This is a genomic window from Epibacterium ulvae (assembly GCF_018678075.1).
Lineage (GTDB): Bacteria > Pseudomonadota > Alphaproteobacteria > Rhodobacterales > Rhodobacteraceae > Epibacterium > Epibacterium ulvae_A.
The window spans coordinates 1-24064 of record NZ_JAHHIR010000065.1 but is presented as its reverse complement, the minus strand read 5'-3'; the positions used below and the strand labels follow the sequence as shown (position 1 = coordinate 24064).

The window sequence follows — 24064 nt, the reverse complement described above, 5'->3', positions numbered from 1 at the left end:
TTGATTGTAAGCGTCAAAAAAAGACGCATGGTATTGCCTCGGTTTGGTGGCAACAGCAAGAGCAAAACACCCGGTCCCATCCCGAACCCGGAAGTTAAGTGCCTCAGCGCCAATGGTACTTGGGCTTAAGCCCTGGGAGAGTAGGTCACCGCCAAACCTAGATAATACCAATCTCTATAAAACGATAAAATCAAAAAACCAGCGCGGGATGGAGCAGCCAGGTAGCTCGTCAGGCTCATAACCTGAAGGTCGTAGGTTCAAATCCTACTCCCGCAACCACTTGAACCGACAACCCACCCGTAAAACGGTGGGTGTTGTAGTTTCTAGGGCCTGATAATTCCAAGATTGCCGCCAATTCCCCATATAACTCAATCACATGACCATCCTCGGCGCTCTCATCAGGATGCAAGCGCACCTCTGAAACCAGACCCCGCAACAACTCTGAAGCCTCGGATTTGCTAGCCTCATGATTGAGGCTGTCAGCCAAAGCAGCGATCTTCGTGCGGTAAGTCTCTGCGAAAGCAGGATGAAGGACAATTGGATCCTGATCGGGCAGGGCTTCGAGTTTGCTCTCCAACTCGGCTTTGCGCGCTTCAAGGTCGTCCATCTTCGTCTTCATCGACGCGTGAAACATCCCTGCCGTGATCGCTTCGACAATTTTGTCGATCTGATCACCGAGCTGTTTGAGCTCACGTTTAATGGATGTTCGCGCGGATGTGCTCTCGCTATTAAGGCGGTTCCATTCCCTATGATATTCCGCGACGAATTCCTTGAGCAACTCTGGATGCATCAGCTTGGACTTAAGCCCTCTCAGAATACGTTCTTCAACATGCTCGCGTTTGATGAGTTCGCGGTTGTCGCAGGTGCCCTTATTGCGGGCTGAAGCGCAGCCGTACTTGGTCTTGTTCATCAGGGTATAGGAGCCACCGCAGCAGCCGCACTTAAGAAGACCGGAAAACAGGTGCTTGGTGCGTTTTGCCCGTGCGAGCGGATTGCTGGCGTTGGCTTGCTGGGCTTCGCTCAATGTGGATCTGATAACGCCCTGGCGCCGTTTGACCCGTTGCCACAGATTATCGTCAATTAATCTCAGTTCGGGCACAGAGTTGCGCACCCATTCAGTCTCAAGGTTCAGCCGAGCCTGTCGTTTGCCCGTGTTCGGATCTTTGATGTAGCGCTGACGGTTCCAAACGCGTTCCCCTTTGTAGAGTTCATTATTGAGAATACCCGTGCCGCGTTTCCAGTTCCCAGAGATGGTCGAAAACGACCACGTGCCACTGCCCTTACCAGAGCGGGGGGCAGGAATGCCTTCGGCGTTCAGGGCCATAGCAATTGCACGGGTGGATAGTCCTTTGTCGTAGTCTGCGAAAATACGCTTCACCACCGTCGCTTCTTCTGGGCAGATAATCAGTTCTCCTGTGATAAAGGTACCATCTGCGAGCGGCTGGCGGTCCACAGTGTATCCATAGCTCCGCCCGCCACCTGATTTGCCTGCCTCGACACGGCCTGCGAGGCCTCTGTGGGTCTTATGTCCGAGATTTTTGAGAAAAAGGGCATTCATCGTGCCGCCAAGGCCGATGTGCATCTCGTTGATTTTACCTTCGAACTTCGTGATGATATCGATGTCTAAGAAACACATCTGTTTATAGAGGCCCGCGCTGTGTTCTTGATCCCGCGATAGACGGTCCAGTGCTTCGGAAACGATGATATCGAAGTCACCATTTTGAGCGGCTCGTTGCAGCTTCTGAAAACCGGGGCGCAAATGTGTTCCGCCACTGATCGCGTCGTCAGTGAAGATGTCGCGGACTTCCCAACCGTTGTCTTCACAGATCTTACGGCATAAGCGGATCTGATCCGTGATCGAAGATGGGGATTGTAGGTCGGTTGAATAGCGTGCGTAGATTGCGGCGCGCTTAATGTTGAGCCGTGCGGACATTAATCTCTCCTTTGACTAGTGGACTGGCTTGCCTTGAGCAGTGTTGGCAAAGGCGTCCTGTGCTGCTTGCCGTGCCAGAATATGCACGAATGCAAACAAGCGTGGATGTGGAGGGCGTGGCGTCTTCACCAAAGAAAGTTTGGGGCCGGTGGTGTGGTACGGCTGTTTGGGCTTGGATTTTGGTCTCTTCTCTAAACTGATCATGCTCGTGGTCTCTTTTATGCCCTGCTGCGCGGGGCTCATTCCTATTTTGGCACGCGGGCTGAAGTGAGCCTTTGCGTGCTTGCGATGATAGAAATGTAAGAGGCGGCGAAGTTCGAACATAGAAGCCGCACAGTGAAACATGTGGATAAAAGGGGCTGAGCGAGACCGATCATGTGGATACGAGACAGGGTGCTAAGCTTCGCGTGAAGTGGTTCTTCGGGTGCTTGAAACCTGTGAAAAATGAATTTGAATTATTCCCCTGTCTGCAAAAGTTCCCGAATTTGTTCGCCGGACAGCTCTCTCGTCTTGTAAAGGGCTACGGCTACATTTGAGATAAGATCCTTTCTAGCCGTAAGGATTTGGATCGCGCGGTGCTCTGCAATTTTGAGCATTTTGTCTAAGTGGTGTGTCCGGTCATTGAAGTGTGAAGGCGCGGGCGTATATGCGAGCTGATCTCCCAATCCCCATTCACAGATCATTTGTCCGGCGAGCTTAGTCGCGAGTTCGAGGTCTGAATTGGCTCCAAGGCCAGCGCCGTTGAGCGCCTCACCCAAAATGATTTGCTCAGCAGCGCGACCGCCGAGGAGGGCGGCGATGCGGTTCTTTGTGGATTGAACGCTTTCTAACAATGGTGTTGGGATGTCGACGAAACCACCTGTGTTTGTGATCGTTGCGCGTTCTGCGGGCGGAAGGCCGAGGGCATGTGCAACGACGAGGTGTCCTGTCTCGTGGATAGCAATGCGCCAGAGGATATCGGGGTCTAAAACCGGACAAATGCGAGACGCGGCAGCTTCTAACTGGCTTTGTTGCAGCCGGCATTTTTGTGCGCGTGCAAGGCCACGTGCTTCGCGGACAAGCGCAGTGATTTGCGCGCCCGATGATCCAAGAATTTGGTCTGCGATTGGGGAAAGTTGCATGGCCTTGGCGTCAGGGCCCAAGGCGTGTGTGAGAATCTGCAGAACTGAAGCCCTGTCCGGTGTTGAGATCTCAATCTTGAGATCGAGTCGTCCTGGCCTGACGACCGCCGGATCGATCATGTCTGGGTAGTTTGTTGCTCCGAGGACAATAACCCCTGCCGTATCGTTCAGTCTGGTGAGGTGCTCTAGCAAGCCGTTGACCACGCCTACAATGTAGTCGGAGTTGCGCCCTTTCCGGTTGCGATGAGTAAATGAATCCAACTCATCGAGGAAAAACACACAGGGCGTTGATCGGATGGCATCTTCGACTTTACCGGACAAGGCTTTGAGCATGTCACCTTGATGGCCATGACGCTGGCAATCGGAGTAGCTCGTTGCGATCAATGGAACGCCAAGCGAACCCGCCAGCGCCGATGCGAGAAGCGTTTTGCCGTTCCCAGGTGGGCCGTAAAAGAGCACGGACGAAGAGACCTCGTTCCATGGCACCCGTCTAGCCTTCCATGACGCGATATCCGCGATCAATCGCTCAATTGGCGCGCGTGTGTCTGAGTTGAGAACGATGTCGTTCAGTGTTGTCGAAGAGGGCGGCAATGTCCGAAAACGCTTGGCGGCGGTTGCGAGGGTTTGGGCCACCTTGAGAGTTGTCTTTTCTAAGAAGGCGCTTTCGATCACAGCGAGGGGAAGGGCTGTGATCTCACTGTCCGATGGTAGAAGGTTGACGATTGCGTCTTCGGACAACTTGCCTGTCGCGGTATGTGTCACGCGCAGCATCTCAATGATCATTTGTCCGGTGAGTGGTGGCCAGTTCAGCACGCGCCCGCACATCGCGCGCATGAGCGGCGACATAGAATTTGCGTCAGGCGTGAGCGCGAGAAGCTTGTGACCGTTTCTAACGGCTGCTTCGACGGCGTCCTCAAAGTCCTCGCGCTGTGACGCAGTTCGGCCTTTGGTGTGATTGGGTTCTGCTGCAAGAACCGGCGTTTTGAAATCGCGCCACGTGTCGTCGCTATCAACGCATTGATCGGCAAGCCGGCGCAGAACGTTATCGATGTCTTTCCACGCTGCCTTACGCTCGGCTCTGTCCGGGATTGTGATCATGGAAAAAGCGCGTGGTGTCGTGACATCGGACAGGAGGCCAGCGTCTGAGAGCAAGGCGGCGAAGCGCGCGGCGACGAGCATATTTGCGATAGGCGGTTGGTGGAGGAAAGAGCTACCGCCAGTATTTGCCGCCTCTGCCCAGGGATCCTGACCGGCGGCAATCGCTGCTTCAATCTCATCTTGTGGCATATGCAAAGCGGTTGGCTTTGCGTCGTAGGGCGCATTCAAAGTGCGTTCGAGCTCGTCCTGAGTGGGCGTGTCTGGATCAGCAATGTCATCGAACTCAAGGTCTGGATCCAGGGGCACCAGACGTGTCCGCTCGCGGTGCCACAAAGCAATGCCGCGCAGGAGGGGCCGCAAGAGGTCAAGGGAGTGCTGAGATAACGTAGACGTAGAAGGCGCGCTGACGCGCGTGTTCAGTGAATTATTGGGCATGAAAAATGAACCTATGGTGGGGTATTAAGGGCAGGGGGAGAGGGCCGGCATTTGGTGCAGCGGCCCTCGGGCTACGGCTTAAGAATCTGTATCTCTAAGCGACGTGAATTGTTGCCAATTGTCAGTCTGGTTCGGGTTCCAGCCGTTGTCGGCCGCATCGATAAGAGCCAAGATAAGTGCCCGTCCACGTTCATGATAAATCTCTGAAGTGGTCCTCAAGTGTTCATCGAAATGGACGCGCTCCACGATCAGATCTGGCCGATGTGTCTTGATGTAGCGGTGCATCGCTTTCTCTAGGCAAATGGCGTCGTGTCCGGTCTCCACGTCGATCTCTCGGTCCAAATTGCCGTGGGTCTCGGAAGGATCAAGTTGCACTTGCCGCAACCGGAAGGTCGGGTTGTTGCTGTATCCGAGTTTGATCACGGGCACATTCGGCAACATGAAACTGAGTAAATAGATTTTGCTCGGCTTCGACGTCCAGGTCTCGCCACAACCAGCGCAGTTTACATCGCCGGCCCTCATATTGCCGACGCTGACATCTTGTTTATGGCCACACTCATGTTCGTATTGCCTATAGCTCTGATCGTTGCGTGCGGCGGGACCGATGAGTGTCCAACCGTGTTCTGCCGCTTCAGTCGCATGTTGCTCCGTCGTGCATGTCTCACAGCTCAGGGCGTGCCCACCAGCGGCAGCGTCTTCAACGCGTTCGTGCTGGCGGCGATCAACATGGCCGCATTTGAGTTGATAGGTGCCATAGTGCCGATCACCTTTGGGATCAGGTCCGAGAAGCGTGGCGCCAACTTTTGCCGCTGCCGCTTCGCGGCGCTTGCGGATGCAGTTGCCGCACTCTGGATTGTGCCCAAGCACAACGCTGATGCGCTTGAGTGTCGCATCGCCGCAGTTCTTGCATTCTAGGACGACGTGCAGGCGATCCACAGCGCGGCCAATGAGTGTAAATCCGTGCCTCCGGGCGGCTTCAGTCCAGTGTTTGTGGTTCTTTCCTTTGAATACCGGGTACATTTGGCGGTCGATCGGAAAGGCGTAGTAAGTGTCGGTGATAGGCATTGAAAAACTCCATAGCTCTACCAATCAGTGCCGAAGGGGGCACCAGAGGTAGGCTCAAAAAATGAAAGAAGGCATAGCTCCGCAATCTGGCCGGAAAACCGGACAGCTCTGCGTAAGTCATTGTTACGAATTAACTAGTCGTTCCAGAATGCGCGCATTGTCTGGAGGTTCGAGCTATGAACCGTGTTAAGAGTGTGCGCTTGGAAAAGAAGATCATAGAGGCCATCGTCAGAGCCAACAAAATGCAAACTACTCAGGCGTTTGAGCTCGATTTTGAGAATATCGACCCTTGATGATACTGGATAGGAGCCCGGCGTTGTCTGAATGAGTTCCACGGCTGCAGCGCGTAGAGCTGGATGCGCAGTTTCCAAATCGCGAACTTCACAAAGTGCCTCAAAGCACATCGACCATGCTTGCGCGGCCCGGTGGCTATACTCAAGTTTTTCTGGCGTGTCAGGCATCTTGCGGCGCAGAAAGACCTGCCAGTCAGCTGTCAAAGCGTCTTGAAGATGATCGAGTGCGCTTCGAAAACTGATGCGGTCAGGTGCGAGAAGCGGATTCAAAGCTGTCGTCGCCGATACCGGCGTGGTATTGGGGAAGGTAGTCATAAAGATCTCCTAAGGATCGTTGTGATTAGAGCGGGCAAGAGGGTAGGATCTCTTGCTTTCGCTCGCTTAATATGAGACCATTGCATTATGATGTCAACATTATAATGCGGAAAAGTTATGGCTCCCCCAAAAAAAGACACCGAAGCGCTAACCCTGCGCCTTCAGCGCGATCTTATCGCATTGATAGATGATGCCCGCAGGCAAGAGGAAGACATTCCCACGCGACCTGAAATGATCCGGCGTATACTTGATGCTTGGTCTGAGGGCGGTGTCTATGGTTCCCCAAGTAATAGCGACTGAAATCATTGAGAAAATATTTGACCGAATGCGCTCAATAGCTAATGAATAACACAACCTAGGGGCGTTTTATCTTGCGCAAGCGGGGCTATTTAACATCGCCAATTTCAAGACTGTTAAGCAAGAAATTTAGAATATTGGCGGGAACGCCGAATTAGAGGCAGAAAATGACAAACGAAGAAGAACAACAATTTCTAACAAGCCTAGAGAAAAAACTCTGGAACGCCGCCGATAAGCTCCGCTCTACTTTGGACGCCGCGCAGTACAAACATACCGTTCTTGGCCTCGTTTTCCTCAAATACGTCTCTGATGCCTTCCAGATCCGTCAAGATGAACTGACTGAACAGCTCAAGAATGCTGAGCATGACTACTATCTTGATCCCGCAGATTACGGTGGCGCGGATTCTGAGGAATACCAAGATGAAATTTGTGCTGAACTCGAGCAACGCGACTACTACGCGGAAGTGAACGTTTTTTGGGTTCCCGCTGCCGCCCGTTGGAAATTTCTGCAGGACAACAACAAGACCGTCATTGGCGGTGCGGAGCTTACGCTCCCTGATGGTAGTACAAAAAAGTTTAGCTCAGTTGGTCACCTGATCGACAACGCCCTTGAAAAGATCGAAGCGGACAACCCAAAGCTAAAGGGCGTGCTGAATAAGCAGTACACCCGCCTTCAAATTGACCAAGCCAAGCTGGGCGAGCTGATCGATCTTGTCGCCACCATCCCCTTCACGCACGCCAGCCTGAATTCGCAGGACATCCTCGGCCATGTTTACGAGTACATGCTGGGGCAATTCGCATTGGCTGAGGGCAAGAAGGGTGGGCAGTTCTACACGCCTAAATCCATCGTGAGCCTGATTGTTGAAATGCTCGAGCCCTTCAAAGGCCGAGTTTACGACCCTGCCATGGGATCGGGTGGTTTCTTTGTTCAGTCAGAGCATTTCATCAACGCCCACAAGGGCCGCATTGGTGACGTCTCAATCTATGGGCAGGAATATAACCACACCACATGGCAGCTGGCAGCCATGAACATGGCCATTCGAGGGATTGATTTTAACTTCGGTAAAGAGCCCGCCAGCACATATACCAACAACCAACACCCTGATTTGCGCGCGGACTACGTCATGGCCAACCCGCCTTTCAACATGAAGGAATGGGACACAGGCGTCAGCGAAAGTGACCCGCGTTGGAAATACGGCACGCCGCCTTCGGGCAATGCAAACTTCGCTTGGCTGCAACATATGCTCTATCACCTTGCGCCCAATGGCTCATTAGGCCTGCTGCTGGCCAATGGTTCGATGAGTTCCAACACAAATAATGAAGGGGCTATCCGTAAAAAGTTGATCGAAAAGGATCTGGTGGAATGCATGGTCGCCTTACCGGGGCAGCTGTTTACCAACACGCAAATTCCTGCCTGCATCTGGTTTCTGACCAAGAACAAAGGCGCACGCACCACCGCCGCTGGCCGCAAACTGCGCGATCGCAAAGGGGAGGTTCTGTTCATTGACGCGCGAAACTTGGGCTATATGAAAGACCGCGTTCTGCGTGACTTTACCGCGGATGACCTAAGCCAAGTCACCGATGCTTTCCACAATTGGCAAATGGGCGAAGGCTACGCCGACGTCGCTGGGTTCGTGAAATCCGCTGAGCTGGCCGAAATCCAAAAACACGATCACGTTCTCACCCCCGGTCGCTATGTCGGCGCTGCGGATCAAGAAGAAGACAGTGAACCCTTTGCTGAGAAAATGGCGCGGCTGACTGCGCAGTTGAAAGGGCAGTTTGAGGAAAGCGACCGTCTGGAGAAAGAGATCAAGAAGAACTTGGCGGGGTTGGGTTATGAGTGCTGATTGGCCCGAGCTTTCGATAGAAGAATTGAAGGCAAATAGTAAAAATGCAATCGCAATGGGGCCTTTCGGATCGCGCATAAAGGCTGAGAATTTTGTCAATTCGGGCGTGCCTGTGATCAAAGGTGGGAACCTTAACGGAGACTTCATCCTTGAAGATAAATTCGATTTTTTGACTGAAGAAAAAGCCACAGAGCTTCAGGCTTCAAACGCTTATCGTCGAGATATTGTGATCACTCACCGCGGTACTATCGGGCAAGTTGGGATTATCCCTGATAACTCTAAGTATGAGAGATATGTTGCCTCCCAAAGTCAACTTAAAGTCACGTTGGACCAAGAGAAGATCAATCCCTTTTTTGTATACTACTTTCTAAGATCGCCAGTTGGGCAGCATCGCTTGTTGACTAACGCATCGCAGGTTGGTGTGCCTGCAATTGCTCAAGCGTCATCATCGGTCAAGAGCATAATGGTCCCTTGCCCTGATCGTGACATTCAGGACAAAATTGTTGAGATAAGCCTAAACTTGGACCACAAAATTGAACTCAACCGTCAAACTAACCAAACATTGGAAGAGATGGCGCAGGCGGTGTTTAAGAGCTGGTTTGTGGATTTTGAACCCACCCGCGCGAAGATTAAAGCCATTGAAAACGGCCAAGACCCCACCCGTGCCGCCATGACCGCCATAGCAGGAAAAACCATTGATCAACTCGAAACGCTATCGCCCGATCAGATCAAGTCCCTCACCGCCACCGCCGACCTTTTTCCTGATACTCTCGTTACGTCCGAACTTGGCGAGATACCAGACGGGTGGGAAGCGAAGCCACTGTATGAAACCGCTGAATATGTGAACGGCGCGGCGTTCAAATCTGTGGATTTCTGCGATCCTGAAGAAGGTTTGCCGATTATCAAAATCGCGGAGCTGAAGCAGGGCATTTACGATGGGACGAAGTACACCTTGAAAGAGGTGAAGCAAAGGCACTTCATCACAAATGACGATGTGCTCTATTCTTGGTCAGGAAGCCCAGAGACGTCGTTGGAAGTATTCAAATGGTTTGGCGGCGATGGTTGGTTGAACCAGCACATATTTAAGCTCAACTTCGCTTCGGATGAACAGAAGTATTTCACTTACTATTTGCTCAAGCACATGAAGCCCGTCCTGATTGCAATCGCGCAAGACAAGCAGACCACCGGGTTGGGTCACGTCACTGTCGCTGATATGAAGCGCTTGTTGGTCACTTACCCCGACGACGCTTTGCTTCAAGAATTTAAGAAGCGCATTGCTCCTTTGTATGAGCAATGTTCCACGATTGAAAAAGAGAACATTACTTTATCTGAAATTCGGGATGCTTTGTTGCCCAAGCTCTTGAGTGGAGAGATCGAGATCAACGGTGAGGTGGCCCAATGAGCAGGGAATGGGTTTCAAGCAGCAAAAAAGTCATTGAAAGTGTCGAAGCCGCATTGCAAAGCGCCTATTCGGAAAACGAAGACATACATCAAAAATTGGACGGCGAAGAGCCCATAAAAATTAAGAGCCTTCTACCTGATAGGGACGAATATTCATACGAAAGAAGCGAAGCGCTCTTTTGGATAGATCGAAACACATACTATGAGGAAATGGAATTTTGCCTGCTCAAGCATCATGAGGAGGCGATTGAATTCATTAAGCAAAATGAACTTAAGCCCGTTTTCAAAGATTTGGTGTCTTCTGTCAAAAGAAAGCGGATCATTCCTTTCCTCGGCGCTGGGATGTCGTCGCCTTCAAATTACCCTTTGTGGGGGGCTGCCCTTAAAGAGATCGTTGGGCGAATAGACGGGCTGGATACTGCAGCGATGGAGGCCAGGCTGGCGAACTTCGAGTACTTTGAAGTTGCTCAAGAGTTATGGAATGCAGAAAACGCTCAGGTTAAAAGCTATATCCGAAATAAATTTGCTGACGGAAATTTGGGTGATGATGGCCCGGTTGGAGCGATCAACTTACTGCCCGAATTGTGCGAAGGGTGCATCGTAACAACCAATTTTGATCCATTGGTAGAAAGGGTCGTGGGGCCCGGTCATATCACGGGTTACATGCATGGGCGGCAAGAGGGAAATAAGTTTTCAACGAAGCTGATCCAAGGAGAGCGATGCTTGTTGAAACTCCATGGGGACGCAGAAGATCACGAAACATACGTATTTACTGCCGAACAGTATGATGCAGCCTACGGTGCTCCGCTAGATTTTACCAAGCCTCTACCCAAAGCGTTACGACAGATTTATATTTCAAGCTCTCTCTTATTTTTGGGCTGCAGTATGACGCAGGACAAGACGCTAGAGCTTTTTTCAAGGGTTACGGAAGATTCCGATTTCGACGTTCCTGATCACTTTGCTTTGATGTCGCTGCCTTCGGAAGGCGAAACCAAAAACCAGAAAGACGCACGTTTGAACGAGCTGAAGATACGTCCAATTTGGTATCCGGAAAGCGACCACTCGTTTGTGGAGAAATATTTGCGCCTTGCACTGGATATGGCTTCAGAAAGATTGAAGGATTTTTAGTATGAGTTTGATCAGCGAAGACCAATTGGAAAAGATGTGCCTTTCGTGGTTCGAGGACGTTGGATACGACTATATCTGCGGGTACGACATTGCCCCGGATGGGCCAACTCCAGAGCGCGCCGACTATCGGCAGATTATCCTGCATGATCGGTTGCTTGACCGTCTGGCGGTCATCAATCCGCATATTCCGGCGGAGACTTTGGAGCAAGTTGCGCTACAATTGGCGAAGCCAGAGACGCCAATCCTAGTCAAGAACAACAAAGCATTTCATCAATTCTTGTTGGAAGGTGTGAAGGTCACGTTTAAGGATGCCTCGGGTGAGGAGAAAACCGATTACGTGCGTTTGATCGATTTTGACACAGTCGGGAACAATCAGTTCCTTGTGGTCAATCAGTACACGATCACAGGCACCAAGGGGAACCGTCGCCCGGACGTGATCGTGTTTGTCAATGGTTTGCCGATCTCAGTGTTAGAGCTGAAAAACCCTGCTGATAGCAACGCGGATATTTGGTCGGCATACCAACAGTTGCGGACCTACAAAGAAGAAATCCCTGATCTATTCACCTTTAACGAGGCTTTGGTCATCAGTGATGGTGTGCATGCGCGTGTTGGGTCATTGACGGCGAACAAAGAGCGTTTCATGGCCTGGCGTACAGTCGCGAATGAAAAAGACAGGCCGCTGTTTGAGTATGCACTAGAGACGCTTGTTAAAGGGTTTTTCCAACCTGAGCTGCTTTTGGACTATATTCGGCACTTCGTTTTGTTTGAGCAAGACAATGACGTCACGATCAAGAAAATCGCTGGATATCATCAGTTCCACGCAGTTCGTGCTGCGGTCGATGCGTCTGTGGCTGCAACTAGGGCTCAAGGCGATAAAGCCGGTAAGGCCGGTGTTGTTTGGCATACCCAGGGATCGGGAAAATCGATCTCGATGGTGTGCTATGCGGGGAAATTGTTAGCGCAGCCTGAAATGAACAATCCAACGATTGTTGTTGTGACTGACCGGAATGATTTGGATGGACAGCTTTTCGATACTTTTGGCATGGCGGCCGAAACGTTGAAGCAAACGCCTGTGCAGGCTGGCGATCGAGACGAGTTGCGCGAGATCCTTGCATCCCGTCAGTCAGGCGGGATCATTTTCACGACGGTGCAGAAGTTTGCGCTAGAGGAGAAAGAAACGGCACATCCAATCTTGAGTGAGCGGAAAAATATCGTCGTTGTGAGTGATGAAGCTCACCGCAGCCAATACGGAGACAAGGCCAAACTTAACCCTAAGACTGGCAAATACACGTTCGGCTATTCGAAGCATATGCGGGACGCTTTGCCGGGGGCTTCGTTCATTGGGTTTACTGGAACGCCGATTGATACAGGCGACAAAGATACGCGTGCAGTGTTTGGGGACTATGTCTCTGTGTATGATATTCAAGATGCCGTGGATGATGGAGCTACAGTTCCCATTTATTATGAATCCCGTTTGGCCAAGTTGAATATCAATGAGGCAGAGATTGAAGCGCTTAATGATGACGTAGATGAAGTCATCGAAGACGAGGAAGATGTTTCGGCACGTGAAAAGACCAAATCTCAGTGGTCGGCTTTGGAAAAACTTGTCGGCAGCGAACCAAGAGTTGAAGAAGTCGGAAAAGATCTAGTTCAACATTTCGAAGAACGTATCGCAAGCATGCCCGGAAAAGGTATGATTGTCTGCATGAGCCGCGACATTTGCGTTGAAATGTATGATGCTATCGTCGCCCTTAGGCCTGATTGGCATGATGACGATCCAACTAAGGGCAGTATCAAAATTGTAATGACGGGATCGGCATCTGACAAAGATAAGTTGCGACCCCATATCTACAGCAAAGAAACGAAAAAGCTGTTTGAGAAGCGCTTTAAAGATGTGAACGATCCGCTGCAGTTAGTGATTGTGCGGGATATGTGGTTAACAGGCTTTGACGCGCCAAACTGCCATACGATGTATATTGATAAGCCTATGAAGGGGCATAATTTGATGCAAGCTATTGCTCGCGTCAATCGGGTGTTCAAAGACAAGCCGGGGGGGCTTGTTGTTGACTACATTGGCATCGCCAATGAATTAAAACAGGCTTTGAAAACATACACTGGGTCTAACGGTAAGGGTAAGCCCACTCATGACATGCAGGAAGCTTATTCCGTTCTTTTGGAAAAGATGGATGTAGTTCGCGGAATTCTCCACGGGTTTGACTACAGCGATTTTGAACAAAATGCTGTCCAATTGCTGCCGGGAGCGATGAATCACATTTTGGGCCCGCAGGAAGATAGCGACAACCTTGATGGCAAGCGGCGGTTTTTGGATGTTATGGCGGCTATCGGGAAGGCGTACACGCTGTGTAGTACCATGGATGAAGTCGAGCCACTCAAGAAAGAAATAGCGTTTCTTAGTGCCGTAAAAAATGCGATTTCAAAATTCACTACGGTCGACAAGCGCCGGACAGATGAAGAAAAAAACTCTGCTTTGAAACAGATAATTGACAACGCGATTGTTGCGGATGGCGTCGATGACATTTTTCATTTGGTCGGGTTAGATAAGCCAAACATTGGATTGTTGTCTCCGGAATTCATGGAAGATGTTGCTAAACTCGAAGAAAAGAACCTGGCCGTCGACTTACTGGAGCGGTTGCTGCGTGATGAAGTAAAGGCTCGGATGAAGACCGACGTTGTGTCCGAGAAAAAGTATTCGGACAGAATATTGGAGACTCTTCGCAAATATCACAACCGAGCGATTGAGACGGCTCAGGTGATTGAAGAGTTGATACAGATGGCCAAAGACATGGCTGAGGATGCCGAATTAGCGGAAAAATCTGGTCTAAATCCAGATGAGGTCGCCTTCTACAGAGCCCTGATTCAAAATGAATCCGCGGTAAAGGAACTTGGAGATAACAGCCTCCGGGAGCTAGCAAAACATGTCACAGCGCAACTTAAGAAAAGCACGACAGTTGATTGGCAGGTTCGAGACAGCGTTAGAGCGAAATTGCGCAATCTTGTTCGCAGAGCGTTGAGAAAGTGGAAATATCCACCCGACAGGGCAGATGAAGCCGTGGAACTATGTTTGAAACAGGCTGAAGCATTGAGCGAAAGCTGGAGTAGTTAAGCCCCAAATATCCCTCGTGAGTTGCCTGAATTAGAAGTGAGTGATGCAATTGTTCCAAGTCAATCGTTCCGAGAACCGCCTGACCAAACTTGAAGCCAAGCGCTTCTCTGAGCTTAACCTTCGTGAGAGGGAGCATCTGCAAGAATGGCTCGCCAATCAACCTGATGCGTTGGGTGAAGAGTTGTTGATTATTCAGAAAGAATTCGATGGTTTCGCGGATACACGAGAGCGTCTCGACTTGCTCGCGTTGGATAAAGACGGACGACTTGTAGTAATTGAAAATAAGCTCGACGATTCAGGCCGCGACGTTACATGGCAGGCGCTCAAATACACTGCTTATGTCTCGGGGCTGACAAAAGCGCAAATCGTCGACATCTACCAACAATACCTCGATCGTTACTGTGGCGGGGGCAATGCCGTGGCTAACATTTGCGACTTCTTAGATGAAGAAGAACTTGACGAAGTGGTGCTGAACCCCGGCAACGACCAACGTCTAATTTTCATCGCTGCCCATTTCCGAAAAGAGGTGACGGCCACCGTTTTGTGGCTGCGCGAGAACCGAATTGATGCGCGTTGCTTTAAAGTGCTGCCTTATGTCTTCGGGGAGGAGGTATTCGTCGATATCCAGCCTGTCATACCCACACCAGAAGCTGCTGATTTTATGATCGGCATGGCTGAAAAAGAAACTGAAGCCCGCGGCGCCCAAGGTGAGCAAAAGAACCGCCATAAATTGCGTCGCGACTACTGGGGGATGACCCTGGATGCGTTGCGGGAAGAAGGTGTGACGCTCTATCAAAATATCAGTCCTAGCAAAGACCATTGGTTGAGCGCAGGGGCTGGGCTTAGCTCTTGTCACTATGCGCTAATTTTTGCGAAGTCCGAGATCAGGGTTGAGTTCACATTCGGTCGTGCCGCTGCCGAGGAAAATAAGTGGTTGTTTGACCGACTGATCGAACAGAAAACTCAAATCGAAAAGGACTTTGGTCATGAAATCGAGTGGATGCGTTTAGACACAAAGAAGGCCAGCCGGTTACAGTTTGGTGTGCCATGCGAAGGATACAATCGCGATAATTGGCCTGAGTATGTCGCTTGGCACGTCGAACACATTTGTAAATGGGAAGCAGCATTGAGGGACCATATCATAGGTTTGAACCAAGCGTTGAAAACACGAAACCTTGCGACTTAAGCGGAACGCAATCGCGTATTGAACTTGATATGGCCCATCACCAATGAGGTCGGAGCACTCGGTTGCTCTATGTCTTAGCGGGCGTGATGCTTAAGCTCGCAATCAGCAACGGCAACGCGATTTCAGTAGTGCCAGAATCTCAGTTCGAGGGAAAGCGATGGCCCCGCCAGGGCACAGGGGTTTGGGGAGTGTGAACGACGCCCAACACATCACGTGAGTGATCGCCAGACAGGCTCCCCAGACAGGGCCTCCATGGAATGGCCGAACGATGAGTTGTTTAGTTTTGCTTGCAAAACCGATTTGTGGCCCAATTGGGTCAAATCGCAACTCTATAGTCGGTCCACTATAGAGTAATGATTTCCAGATTTCTGAAAGTTATGAAGTAGCATTTTGTACTTTCACAACCTGCGCGTATTTAATGGTCTATGGGACCACAGTTCGCACATATGCAGGCATTCAGCATCAAGCCTAACCGTGAGGGTAACAGCATCGAACAGGTGCTGGCTGAAGCTATTCGTGAAGCCCAATTCTCCACACACATCGATGACCCGAAGCCACCTACCCTCATCTATGGCGTTGACCTTCCAACACTGAAGAAGCAGCACGATGAGATGCTCAACCAACGAACGGTCGAAGTGAAGTCGAAGGGTAAAGTGCGCTATCGAGCTATTCGAAAAGACCGGAACACGCTGATGACTGTGATCTCATCTTTCCCCATCCGCATTACAGATCTCGACAAGGACGGGACAGGTGAAACGCGGCGAATGTTTGAGAAATGGAAGAAGCTCAACACTGAACACTTGAGAAATCTATTTGGCGATAAACTCAAGACGATCATTGAACATACGGACGAAGAATTTCCGCACCTCCACGCGTATATATTACCGGACAATGATCCAGGCGCGTTTGCCAATGCCCTGCATCCCGGGGAAGTCGCCAAAGCCGATGCTGCTGAAACAGCTAAAGCAGAAGGCCTGACAGGTAAGGCAATCAACAAGGTGGCCAACAAAGTCTATCAGGCGGCGATGAGCGGCTGGCAGGATGATTTCTATAAAGCGGTCGGCGCACCATGTGCGCTAACGCGTGACGGCCCCAGGAGAGCCCGCAAAACGCGCGCTAGGTGGCAAGCTGAGAAGATTGCGGCCAAGGCCACCGCGGATGTCATCGAGAAGAACGAAACCCAAGCCAAGAAACTGAAAACAGAAGCCCGCGCCTTGCGTTCCCAATCTGAAACTCTCGATGACGCTGAAGATGATATTGAAGCCGCGCGCGCCAAAATTGCCAGCGATCGCGCTCAGCTCGATCTTGATCGTGCCAAGCTCAACAAAGATCGAGCCAACTTCAAGAAGACAATCGATATGGTTAGAGGTGGAATTCAGCAAATCTTCGATGTGGTGGCGGAAAAACTGGGCGTATCACTTGCAGGGGTGCCGGTCGTGCTTGATGCCATGAAGCTTCTCAGGAAGGCAGCCGATGACCTAGACGCTACTAAGCCAGATGAAGCCATGGCCATCGCCTACACCCTGGTCGAGACCGCCAAGCTCAACAACGTCGATCCTCAAGCCTGGCTAACATGTGTTCTGGCCCAAATCACCGACCTCAAGATCACGTGTCCCGACGAACTTCTCCTCTGGAGTTACGCTGCACAAGCAGCGTAACAAGCTTCGCGACGGTTCAACAGGTCGGGTCCAACACATTTGTCGTCGGACAAACAAGACTCGAGAGGACGCAAGACAGGACATCTTAGACTACATTGAAATGTTTCATGCCTCCAAACGCAAGCATGCCGAAAACTGGATGCTGTCACCCGTCGACTACGAAAGCAGATAGCAAAACGTGAACCAAGAGGGTGTCGAGAAAACTAGGGGCTATTCAATGTCCGCTTTTCAAATGAAAGCTTAAACGTCCTGGCGGGAAATTTCCACGATGAGAACGTCGTTGATCCCTGCTCCCAACTGCCTTTGCGCGGCTTCGCGAAGCGCAGTGCGTAGCGTTGCAAGGACATCAGAGCGTGTAAATGCGCCCTGAAACCCGCCCATGTTGGCGTGATCAAAGAGTACCTGTAGAAATACATCGCGCAGCTTTGGCTCGTAGGCATGGACCATTTCGTTCATGCCAATATCGGTCTCAAGAGACAACGAGACCACAACCAATGAAGCAAGCTCTTCATGCTCGACCACAGGTACCACGAATTGGTTCTGGATTTTGATGTATTCATACTTCGGCTCTGCTTCTGGATCCATTTTGGCCATTTCTTTGGCCTCTTTCTCCATTTCTTCCTCTTTGTGCATTGCCTCTTTGGAGTTTTCATCCATCTCGGCGTGCTCTTCGGGCGCGGGTTTCATCATGATGCCTGCGCCGATGCCGCCAGCGGTTCCAACAACCAGCAAAATGACGGGGAGAAGTTTTGCAATCATTTCGTTTCCTTAGAACGGGAGCACGACGTCCAGCAGCTGCTGGCCATAACGCGGTTGTTGTACATCGGTGATCTGACCTCGGCCGCCATATGAGACGCGGGCTGAAGCGATTTTGTCGTAGGTGATTTCATTTTGGCGACTGATGTCTTCCGGGCGCACATATCCGGACACCAGCAATTCGCGGATCTCAAAATTCACACGCAGCTCTTGCGATCCGTTGATGGCAAGAACACCGTTCGGCAAGACATCCACGATCGTCGCCGCGACGCGCAGTTCAAGCTTTTCGCTGCGGCTCACGGATCCTGATCCGCCGGATGAAGAGTTCGAGTTCAAGTCGACTGCATCGGCAAGACTGGCGCCTTCGGGCAGATTGCGGTCCAGACGTTGTGGGATACCCAAGAGCTGTGGAACGCCCAGGCTTTCAGAACCATTGCGGGACCTTTGCGTGTCATTGGAAATCTCTGCTTCTTCGTCAATCTCGATGACGACCGTCAGAATATCGCCACGTTTCACCGCGCGCCGATCCCCTAGCAACGACTGTCTCTCACCGCTCCACAACGACGCATGATCCACGGCTCGTTGCGGGCGATGCTCCTGCGGCAAGCCTTCCCAGAGCATGGCAACATGTTCAGGGGTTTCGTTGGCAGGGCTAAACGAGGGGGGTTTACCGAGGTGATCGATCCGAGCACAGGCCCCTGTCAGAACGACGCCGATCAGCGCTATTTTTGAAACAACTGACATGGTTTTCATTAGTTTACCTCAATGGATCCATCGGCGCGAACGCGGCCCGATACGGTTGTGCGCGATGAAAGATTCATAACGCGAATTGCTTCGCCTTCGGCTCCTCGCCCGAGCGCGCGCCCCTCGGTCGCGATGGTCAAACGCCCCTCGCGAAAGATCAGCGTCACGAGGTCGTTGCGCTCGATGATTGCAGGTGGGCCCACATCGCCCAGACGGATCGGGCGACCGACATAGAGAGCCACGCGCGCTTCTTGACCGATCAAGGCATTTACGCCCGATATAGCGCCCGGCACGTCCACCTGTTTGACCATCAAATCGCTCGGCGCGATGATCTCCTTGGGGCGAATATTGCGCACCGGTACCAAAATCTCCGCAAGGGATGCTTGCGCGAGGATAATCATTAGGAAGGCGAGGAAAAATCTCATCAGCGTACCTGCGTTGTCGCACTCATCATCTGGTCGACCGCAGAAATTACTTTGGCGTTCATCTCATAGCCGCGTTGCGCTGCGATCAGTTCGGTAATTTCGCGAACCGCATCGACCGAGCTGGATTCCAGGTATCCTTGACGCAAGGTTCCAAGTCCGTCTTCGCCGGCTGTTGAAACGTTGGCCGCGCCTGAAGCTTCGGTTTCGATAAACATGTTGCTTCCGATAGCTTCCAACCCTTTGGAGTTGGTAAAGCTTGCGACGCTGAATTGTCCCAGCAACTGACCTTCTGGCGCATCATCGAAATATGCGTAGACTTCGCCTTCAGGGTTGATCGAAATACTTTCGGCGTCGTCTGGAATTGCAATTTCAGGTGAGACCGGGAAACCATCAGATGTGACGATCAAACCCTCGGCGTCACGCTTGAGCGAACCGTCACGCGTATAGGCAGACTGGCCGGACGGCAGGGTCACCTCTAGAAATCCGTTACCATCAATCGCAACATCGAGATCGTTGTTGGTATTGGACAATGCCCCTTGTTCAAGGTGGATGGAGACGGCGGCAGGACGAACACCAAGGCCCACTTGAACTCCGGTCGGCAGCACTGTTCCATCGGAGGCATTTACGGTGCCCGCACGGGAAACTTGTTGGTAGTGCAAGTCAGCAAATTCCGCGCGACGTGCGTTGTAAGCGGTCGTATTCATATTCGACAGGTTGTTTGAGATGGTTTCAACACGCAGCTGCTGTGCACTCATCCCGGTGGCGGCGATTTTTAGGGCTCGCATTGTCCTACTCCTATGAACGACTTGATAGTTTTTCGATTGCATCCCGCACGCGCTGGTCTTCAGTTTCCAGGAAACTCTGACCCATTTCATAGGCGCGTTGGATTTCAATCATTCGGGTGATTTGGTCGATGGCATTCACGTTGGAGCTTTCCAAGAAGCCCTGGTGCACGCGACCGTCCAAACTCTCTTCAATTTCGCCTTCAATGCGGAACATCACACCATCTTCGCGCACCATTTGGCTGCCCTCAGACGGTTTGAACAATCCGATCTGCCCCAAGGGTCGTCCATCGGCACTCAGCGTTCCGTCTTGGCCAAAACTGATGGATTTCGCATCAGAAGGAATAAACACGGGAGCACGTCCCGCATCCAGAACGCGAAGTCCATCAGCGGTTACAAGATCACCGGCCGCGTTGTTGGAGAACGCGCCGGACCGGGTCAAGCGTTCTCCTAGCGGGGTCTCAACCATAAAGTAGGAGTCACCCTCAATAGCGAGATCAAGGGTGCCGCCCGTTTTGGTCAAAGCGCCTTGCTCCATGGATGTGTTTCGGATGTTCGCACGCGACATCGAAACAGACTCAGTGCCTGGAGAGGAGACGACATATTCAGAGAAGATCAGCCCCTCTTGGCGGTAGCCAGTGGTCGCGGAGTTTGCAATATTGTTGGCCACAACACGCATCTCGCGTTCGAGGCCTGTTTGGCGCGACAAGGTTGTGAAGCTCGTAGAATCCATCACTATCCTCCTGTAATCAGCGGCACGAGGTGCCCATCAAAAAACGTAACAAGCGATTGGGTCATGAAGCCCATCGTGGCCCAGAACACCACGAGGATCGCCACCAGTTTCGGCACAAAGGTCAGGGTCATTTCCTGGATAGACGTCAGTGCTTGAAACAGGCCGACCGCAATGCCGACAATCAAGGCCACAGCCAAAACGGGTGTGGACATAGCCACCGCCGTCCAAATTGCCTGACGCAAAGTGTCGAAAAAGAGCCCTTCATTCATCATGCGCTTAGACCGGCATCCGCATGATTTCGTTGTACGCATCGACAACTTTGTTACGGACAGTAACGGCAGTTTCCACGGCCAATTCCGTTTGCGCGAGGGCTTGGACCAAAACGTGGGGGTCAGCGTTACCTGTCATGGCCTGCACAGACACTTGTTCAGAGGTCTGCAGGGTGTTTGCAAAATCTTCAAAGCTGTTTTGCAGCTTGTCTTGAATACCGCCACCGAGATGGTTGGGGTCGGCTTGCGTGGCAGGACGCGCGGCGGCGTAGCCGCTTGTGGCTGAAAGTGAGCGAATATCCATTCTGGATCTCCTAGATAAAAATTAGTTGCGCAGAAGGTCCATTAGTGCGGAGGACATATTGCGGGTTTGGTCGAACATTTTGAGGTTGGCTTCGTAGCTGCGTTGCGCTTCACGGGCGTCGGCGATTTCGATCATCAGATCCACGTTGGAGCCATCATAATGCCCGCTGTCGTCAGCCATTGGGTGCGTTGGGTCATAGATCTGTTGTAGGTCGCTGCGGTCGAGAATGACGCGTCCAACGCGTACCTGTTCCACATTCGTGTCGATGTCGCGCACGGCTTCAAAAGGGACCGATTTTCTTCGGTACCCAGGGGTGTCCGCGTTCGAGATATTCTCGGACACATGGCGCAGACGGTTGGCCTGGGCTTTTAGACCGCTGGACGAAACGGACAGGGAATTTGCAAAATCACTCATTGTTCACTCCACCTATCAATTGGCTCTAACGCTGGTACGCAGCACGTTCATGGAAGACCGGTAAATTGCCAGTGCACGATCGTGCTGGCGTTTCACTTCGACCCCTTTGAGGATCTCGTCTTCGACTGAGACATTGTTCCCGTTCGGACCAGCTCCGGTGTCGTCGGACGTAATCGCCCAATCGACGCCTCCTCCGCCTTGTCCGTTAAGGTGAGATGATCGCGTTGACACCATATCACCCGACGAGGCACCGCGACGTGCATAGACCTCTTTAAAGGGTCTGATATCCTTGGAGTGGTAATCAGGCGTATTGGCGTTCGCAATATTTTGCGCAACTAAGGCTTGGCGGGTCCCAGCGTGGGTCGCCATAGAGTGTGCAATCTTAAAGACGTTCAATTCTGTGAACACGGGGGCTTCTCCCTCGATAAATTTCAATCAAGGCTTAACCCCGATTCCTTTAGAAATTGTTTTCAGAGGTACCTTGGAGAACCCGAAAATGATCCCAGCGCTGAAAGCACTGACTGAAGAACTCGCGTCTAAGAAACTGTCCACGGCTGTCGGACGTGTCGCGGGAGTCTCTGACGGTGTAATAAAAATAAATAATCTCGCGCACTTAGCCCGTATTGGCGACCGGGCCGAACTGCGGCGCGGACCAGGGGATGAACTTATGGGGGAGATCATGAAGATCGATGGAGATGAGATCTTTATGCTGCCAGACACCGCGCCGGATCGGATTCGAATCGGAGACCCCGTTCTTCTGCATCCCACTCCGATCTTCGCGCCAGACGACAAATGGATCGGTCGCGTCATTGATCCGTTTGGACAACCTTTGGATGGGCGCCCTTTGTTACGCGGCGAAAATGCCCGAGATTTGATGCAAGCGCCGCCAAAAGCTGCAGCCCGCCGTGGTTTGGGTGAAAGACTGTCGAGCGGCTATGCAGTGATGAACACGCTTCTGCCGGTGGTAAAGGGACAACGCGTCGGGCTGTTTGCGGGTTCCGGTGTGGGTAAATCTACTTTGTTGGCCAAACTGGCCCAGAACATGGATGCCGACGTTGTTGTTATGGCATTGGTTGGCGAACGTGGTCGAGAGGTCAATCACTTTGTCAAAGATGTGCTTGGTGAAGAGGGAATGAGCCGAGCCGTCGTTGTCGCGGCAACGTCTGACCAGTCCGCATTGGTGCGTCGGCGTTGTGCATGGTCGGCAATGAGCGTCGCGGAACATTTCCGAGACCAAGGCAAACATGTGCTCTTCCTGGCCGACTCAGTTACACGTTTCGCCGAAGCTCACCGTGAAATTTCTGCGGCCTCTGGTGAGGCCCCGTCTCTCAGAGGGTATCCGCCCTCTGTGACGCCGCTTATTACGGGCCTATGTGAACGTTCGGGACCGGGCGAAGGCGAGCAGGGCGACATTACTGCTGTATTCAGCGTTCTGGTCGCCGGATCGGACATGGATGAGCCGATCGCGGATATTCTGCGCGGGGTTCTGGATGGCCATATCGTCTTGAATCGAGAGATCGCGGAGCGGGGGCGCTTTCCGGCGATTGACGTTTCCAGATCTGTCTCACGAAGTTTGCCTTCGGCTGCTAGTGCTGCGGAGAATGAGCAGATCTTGCAAGTCCGCAAATTTTTGGGATCTTATGAACAGTCAGAGGTCATGATCCGGGCAGGTCTATACTCGGAAGGAAATGATCTGGTGCTCGATCAAGCCGTCAGAATCTGGCCTGAATTGGATTCGTTCTTTGGAAAAGAAGAAGTTGGTGCAGCAATGGAAAGCTTTTCACGCCTTGGACTGATTTTACGCCGCGCGGGGCGGTGAACTGGGCTTGACGCAAAAGCGTATTCTTACGCGCTGAAGGGCTTTATCTGTAGAGTCCGTCGAAATAGAGTGTAGTACAGGCTTAGGTGAAAAGGAGTTACTCCATTGCATGTAAGCGCGAACAGATAGTCGTACCGAGATAGGTGACCTGCCCCCGAGGCTCCCTCATTCATAACGAGAGTTTGCTGGTTTTGATTTCATAGTCTTGGTCGTCAGTTCGGGCAAGCGCGACTGCGCGGTGCCCTCAAGTTGCTCCAGTGCTCGGCGCGCTTCAGCAGGCGTTTGGTCCCGCAGTGACCGACGAACTGACCTGAGCCCCAAGTTTCCTCCAGTCTTTATGAGAATCCGCGTATTGATTTCTGGCCTCATGCGGCCTGCTTTTGCAATGTCATATTGGCCACAAATTGGTCGGGCGTGAGATTGCCCAGTGATGAATTCGGCCAGTTTTGATTGTAGCCCTCCTTCCACTTGGTGATCTCTGATCGGGCGTCTGCGAGCGACGAGAACAGCGTCTCGTTCAAGCATTCGTCTCGGAATCTGCCGTTGAAACTTTCGATAAAGGCGTTCTGTGTTGGCTTTCCCGGAGCGATGTAATGCCAGTCGACCTCTGTCTTTTGGCACCATGTGAGTACAACCGGACTGGTCATCTCCGTGCCATTGTCGCTGACAATTCTATTCGGCATCCCGCGCGTCTGAATGATCTCATCCTGCTCACGTGTCAGCCGCGCACCCGATAACGATGTGTCCGGAACGAGCGCCAAACATTCCCGACTGAGGGCCATGCTCCCCGTCAGACTGACAAGGCGCCGATTGGTCGTTGGTCCATCTCCTCCTCGCTCGCAGATTTCTATGTTTCTCGTTGCGCGGTTGCTTGTCTATGCGCCCACAAGCGCCGCGGGACGATACCCGCCCGCCTT

20 protein-coding genes, 1 tRNA gene, 1 rRNA gene and 2 pseudogenes are annotated in these 24064 nt (G+C 51.9%); 10 read left to right on the top strand and 14 right to left on the bottom strand.

Features of this window, described 5'->3' with window-relative positions; translation table 11 throughout:
- The first annotated feature begins 42 nt into the window (after positions 1-42).
- Together rrf and KMP13_RS14980 are read left to right on the top strand one after the other, a co-directional pair.
- Positions 43-157: ribosomal RNA gene (gene rrf, locus KMP13_RS14985) — 5S ribosomal RNA — on the top strand.
- A 45-nt stretch (positions 158-202) separates the two neighbouring features.
- A tRNA-Met gene (locus KMP13_RS14980) sits at positions 203-279 on the top strand.
- On the opposite strand, the gene KMP13_RS14975 is transcribed toward KMP13_RS14980, so the two are convergent.
- The 4 genes from KMP13_RS14975 to KMP13_RS14960 form a co-directional block, all read right to left on the bottom strand.
- Complete coding sequence (locus KMP13_RS14975; RefSeq protein WP_215266797.1) at positions 236-1933, bottom strand: recombinase family protein; 1698 nt, start codon at positions 1931-1933, stop codon at positions 236-238. The two genes, KMP13_RS14980 and KMP13_RS14975, sit on opposite strands and share 44 nt — an antisense overlap.
- A 455-nt stretch (positions 1934-2388) precedes the next feature.
- A complete protein-coding gene (locus tag KMP13_RS14970; RefSeq protein WP_215266794.1) occupies positions 2389-4587 on the bottom strand; it encodes an AAA family ATPase in 2199 nt (732 codons plus the stop codon).
- A gap of 78 nt (positions 4588-4665) precedes the next feature.
- Positions 4666-5652: a GIY-YIG nuclease family protein gene (locus tag KMP13_RS14965; RefSeq protein WP_215266792.1), complete on the bottom strand. Its 987-nt coding sequence runs from the start codon at positions 5650-5652 to the stop codon at positions 4666-4668.
- Between the two features lie 134 nt (positions 5653-5786).
- Entirely contained in the window at positions 5787-6260 is a 474-nt protein-coding gene (locus KMP13_RS14960; protein ID WP_215266790.1) for a hypothetical protein, read from the bottom strand.
- A gap of 464 nt (positions 6261-6724) precedes the next feature.
- Here KMP13_RS14960 and KMP13_RS14955 point away from each other — a divergent pair, with 464 nt between their 5' ends.
- The 7 genes and pseudogenes from KMP13_RS14955 to KMP13_RS20600 all read left to right on the top strand — a co-directional run.
- Positions 6725-8404 (top strand): type I restriction-modification system subunit M, encoded by a 1680-nt coding sequence (locus KMP13_RS14955; RefSeq protein ID WP_215266788.1) that lies wholly within the window; start codon positions 6725-6727, stop codon positions 8402-8404.
- Positions 8394-9806 (top strand): restriction endonuclease subunit S, encoded by a 1413-nt coding sequence (locus KMP13_RS14950; protein WP_215266786.1) that lies wholly within the window; start codon positions 8394-8396, stop codon positions 9804-9806. Before KMP13_RS14955 ends, KMP13_RS14950 begins: the two co-directional genes overlap by 11 nt.
- Positions 9803-10933: an SIR2 family protein gene (locus KMP13_RS14945; protein ID WP_215266785.1), complete on the top strand. Its 1131-nt coding sequence runs from the start codon at positions 9803-9805 to the stop codon at positions 10931-10933. The genes KMP13_RS14950 and KMP13_RS14945 overlap by 4 nt, the downstream gene beginning before the upstream one ends.
- Position 10934: 1 nt before the next feature.
- The gene (locus KMP13_RS14940; RefSeq protein ID WP_215266783.1) at positions 10935-14057 is read left to right on the top strand and encodes a type I restriction endonuclease subunit R; all 3123 of its coding nucleotides are present in this window, start codon (positions 10935-10937) and stop codon (positions 14055-14057) included.
- Between the two features lie 43 nt (positions 14058-14100).
- Positions 14101-15243, top strand: a complete 1143-nt coding sequence (locus KMP13_RS14935; protein ID WP_251363879.1) for a DUF4268 domain-containing protein — start codon at positions 14101-14103, stop codon at positions 15241-15243.
- Positions 15244-15689: 446 nt separating this feature from the next.
- The gene (locus KMP13_RS20605; RefSeq protein WP_251363878.1) at positions 15690-16901 is read left to right on the top strand and encodes a transposase domain-containing protein; all 1212 of its coding nucleotides are present in this window, start codon (positions 15690-15692) and stop codon (positions 16899-16901) included.
- 31 nt (positions 16902-16932) lie between these two features.
- A pseudogene (locus KMP13_RS20600) lies at positions 16933-17073 on the top strand (IS3 family transposase); the annotation flags it as partial.
- Between the two features lie 68 nt (positions 17074-17141).
- On the opposite strand, the gene KMP13_RS14925 reads toward KMP13_RS20600, so the two are convergent.
- From KMP13_RS14925 to KMP13_RS14885, 9 genes are read right to left on the bottom strand one after another with little or no spacing between them, the layout of a single operon-like run.
- A complete protein-coding gene (locus KMP13_RS14925; RefSeq protein WP_215266781.1) occupies positions 17142-17660 on the bottom strand; it encodes a flagellar basal body-associated FliL family protein in 519 nt (172 codons plus the stop codon).
- 9 nt (positions 17661-17669) lie between these two features.
- Positions 17670-18401, bottom strand: coding sequence for a flagellar basal body L-ring protein FlgH (flgH, locus tag KMP13_RS14920; RefSeq protein WP_435370363.1), 732 nt, complete (start codon positions 18399-18401; stop codon positions 17670-17672).
- 8 nt (positions 18402-18409) lie between these two features.
- On the bottom strand, positions 18410-18826 hold the full coding sequence (flgA, locus tag KMP13_RS14915; RefSeq protein ID WP_215266777.1) for a flagellar basal body P-ring formation chaperone FlgA: 417 nt from the start codon (positions 18824-18826) through the stop codon (positions 18410-18412).
- On the bottom strand, positions 18826-19611 hold the full coding sequence (flgG, locus tag KMP13_RS14910) for a flagellar basal-body rod protein FlgG (protein ID WP_215266775.1): 786 nt from the start codon (positions 19609-19611) through the stop codon (positions 18826-18828). Before flgG ends, flgA begins: the two co-directional genes overlap by 1 nt.
- Before the next feature lie 10 nt (positions 19612-19621).
- A complete protein-coding gene (locus KMP13_RS14905) occupies positions 19622-20341 on the bottom strand; it encodes a flagellar hook-basal body complex protein (protein ID WP_215266773.1) in 720 nt (239 codons plus the stop codon).
- A gap of 2 nt (positions 20342-20343) precedes the next feature.
- Positions 20344-20613, bottom strand: a complete 270-nt coding sequence (fliQ, locus tag KMP13_RS14900) for a flagellar biosynthesis protein FliQ (protein ID WP_215266771.1) — start codon at positions 20611-20613, stop codon at positions 20344-20346.
- A gap of 4 nt (positions 20614-20617) precedes the next feature.
- Complete coding sequence (gene fliE, locus KMP13_RS14895; protein ID WP_215266769.1) at positions 20618-20914, bottom strand: flagellar hook-basal body complex protein FliE; 297 nt, start codon at positions 20912-20914, stop codon at positions 20618-20620.
- Positions 20915-20935: 21 nt separating this feature from the next.
- Positions 20936-21328, bottom strand: coding sequence for a flagellar basal body rod protein FlgC (flgC, locus tag KMP13_RS14890; RefSeq protein WP_215266768.1), 393 nt, complete (start codon positions 21326-21328; stop codon positions 20936-20938).
- A gap of 15 nt (positions 21329-21343) precedes the next feature.
- Entirely contained in the window at positions 21344-21736 is a 393-nt protein-coding gene (locus KMP13_RS14885) for a FlgB family protein (protein ID WP_215266766.1), read from the bottom strand.
- Positions 21737-21824: 88 nt separating this feature from the next.
- On the opposite strand from KMP13_RS14885, the gene KMP13_RS14880 reads away from it, so the two are divergent.
- Positions 21825-23147: a FliI/YscN family ATPase gene (locus KMP13_RS14880; RefSeq protein WP_215266795.1), complete on the top strand. Its 1323-nt coding sequence runs from the start codon at positions 21825-21827 to the stop codon at positions 23145-23147.
- Between the two features lie 365 nt (positions 23148-23512).
- Here the strand turns inward: KMP13_RS14880 and KMP13_RS14875 are convergent.
- Positions 23513-23920, bottom strand: a pseudogene (locus KMP13_RS14875) (integrase core domain-containing protein); the annotation flags it as partial.
- Between the last annotated feature and the right edge of the window lie 144 nt (positions 23921-24064).

Coding starts and splice junctions, on each gene's coding strand:
- KMP13_RS14925 (WP_215266781.1), bottom strand. CDS start 17,660: ATGATTGCAAAACTTCTCCCCGTCATTTTGCTGGTTGTTGGAACCGCT.
- KMP13_RS14905 (WP_215266773.1), bottom strand. CDS start 20,341: ATGGATTCTACGAGCTTCACAACCTTGTCGCGCCAAACAGGCCTCGAA.
- KMP13_RS14945 (WP_215266785.1), top strand. CDS start 9,803: ATGAGCAGGGAATGGGTTTCAAGCAGCAAAAAAGTCATTGAAAGTGTC.
- flgH (WP_435370363.1), bottom strand. CDS start 18,401: ATGTCAGTTGTTTCAAAAATAGCGCTGATCGGCGTCGTTCTGACAGGG.
- KMP13_RS14940 (WP_215266783.1), top strand. CDS start 10,935: ATGAGTTTGATCAGCGAAGACCAATTGGAAAAGATGTGCCTTTCGTGG.
- flgA (WP_215266777.1), bottom strand. CDS start 18,826: ATGAGATTTTTCCTCGCCTTCCTAATGATTATCCTCGCGCAAGCATCC.
- fliE (WP_215266769.1), bottom strand. CDS start 20,914: ATGGATATTCGCTCACTTTCAGCCACAAGCGGCTACGCCGCCGCGCGT.
- KMP13_RS14955 (WP_215266788.1), top strand. CDS start 6,725: ATGACAAACGAAGAAGAACAACAATTTCTAACAAGCCTAGAGAAAAAA.
- KMP13_RS14970 (WP_215266794.1), bottom strand. CDS start 4,587: ATGCCCAATAATTCACTGAACACGCGCGTCAGCGCGCCTTCTACGTCT.
- KMP13_RS14880 (WP_215266795.1), top strand. CDS start 21,825: ATGATCCCAGCGCTGAAAGCACTGACTGAAGAACTCGCGTCTAAGAAA.
- KMP13_RS14960 (WP_215266790.1), bottom strand. CDS start 6,260: ATGACTACCTTCCCCAATACCACGCCGGTATCGGCGACGACAGCTTTG.
- KMP13_RS14950 (WP_215266786.1), top strand. CDS start 8,394: ATGAGTGCTGATTGGCCCGAGCTTTCGATAGAAGAATTGAAGGCAAAT.
- KMP13_RS14965 (WP_215266792.1), bottom strand. CDS start 5,652: ATGCCTATCACCGACACTTACTACGCCTTTCCGATCGACCGCCAAATG.
- KMP13_RS14975 (WP_215266797.1), bottom strand. CDS start 1,933: ATGTCCGCACGGCTCAACATTAAGCGCGCCGCAATCTACGCACGCTAT.
- KMP13_RS14935 (WP_251363879.1), top strand. CDS start 14,101: ATGCAATTGTTCCAAGTCAATCGTTCCGAGAACCGCCTGACCAAACTT.
- KMP13_RS20605 (WP_251363878.1), top strand. CDS start 15,690: ATGCAGGCATTCAGCATCAAGCCTAACCGTGAGGGTAACAGCATCGAA.
- flgC (WP_215266768.1), bottom strand. CDS start 21,328: ATGAGTGATTTTGCAAATTCCCTGTCCGTTTCGTCCAGCGGTCTAAAA.
- fliQ (WP_215266771.1), bottom strand. CDS start 20,613: ATGATGAATGAAGGGCTCTTTTTCGACACTTTGCGTCAGGCAATTTGG.
- flgG (WP_215266775.1), bottom strand. CDS start 19,611: ATGCGAGCCCTAAAAATCGCCGCCACCGGGATGAGTGCACAGCAGCTG.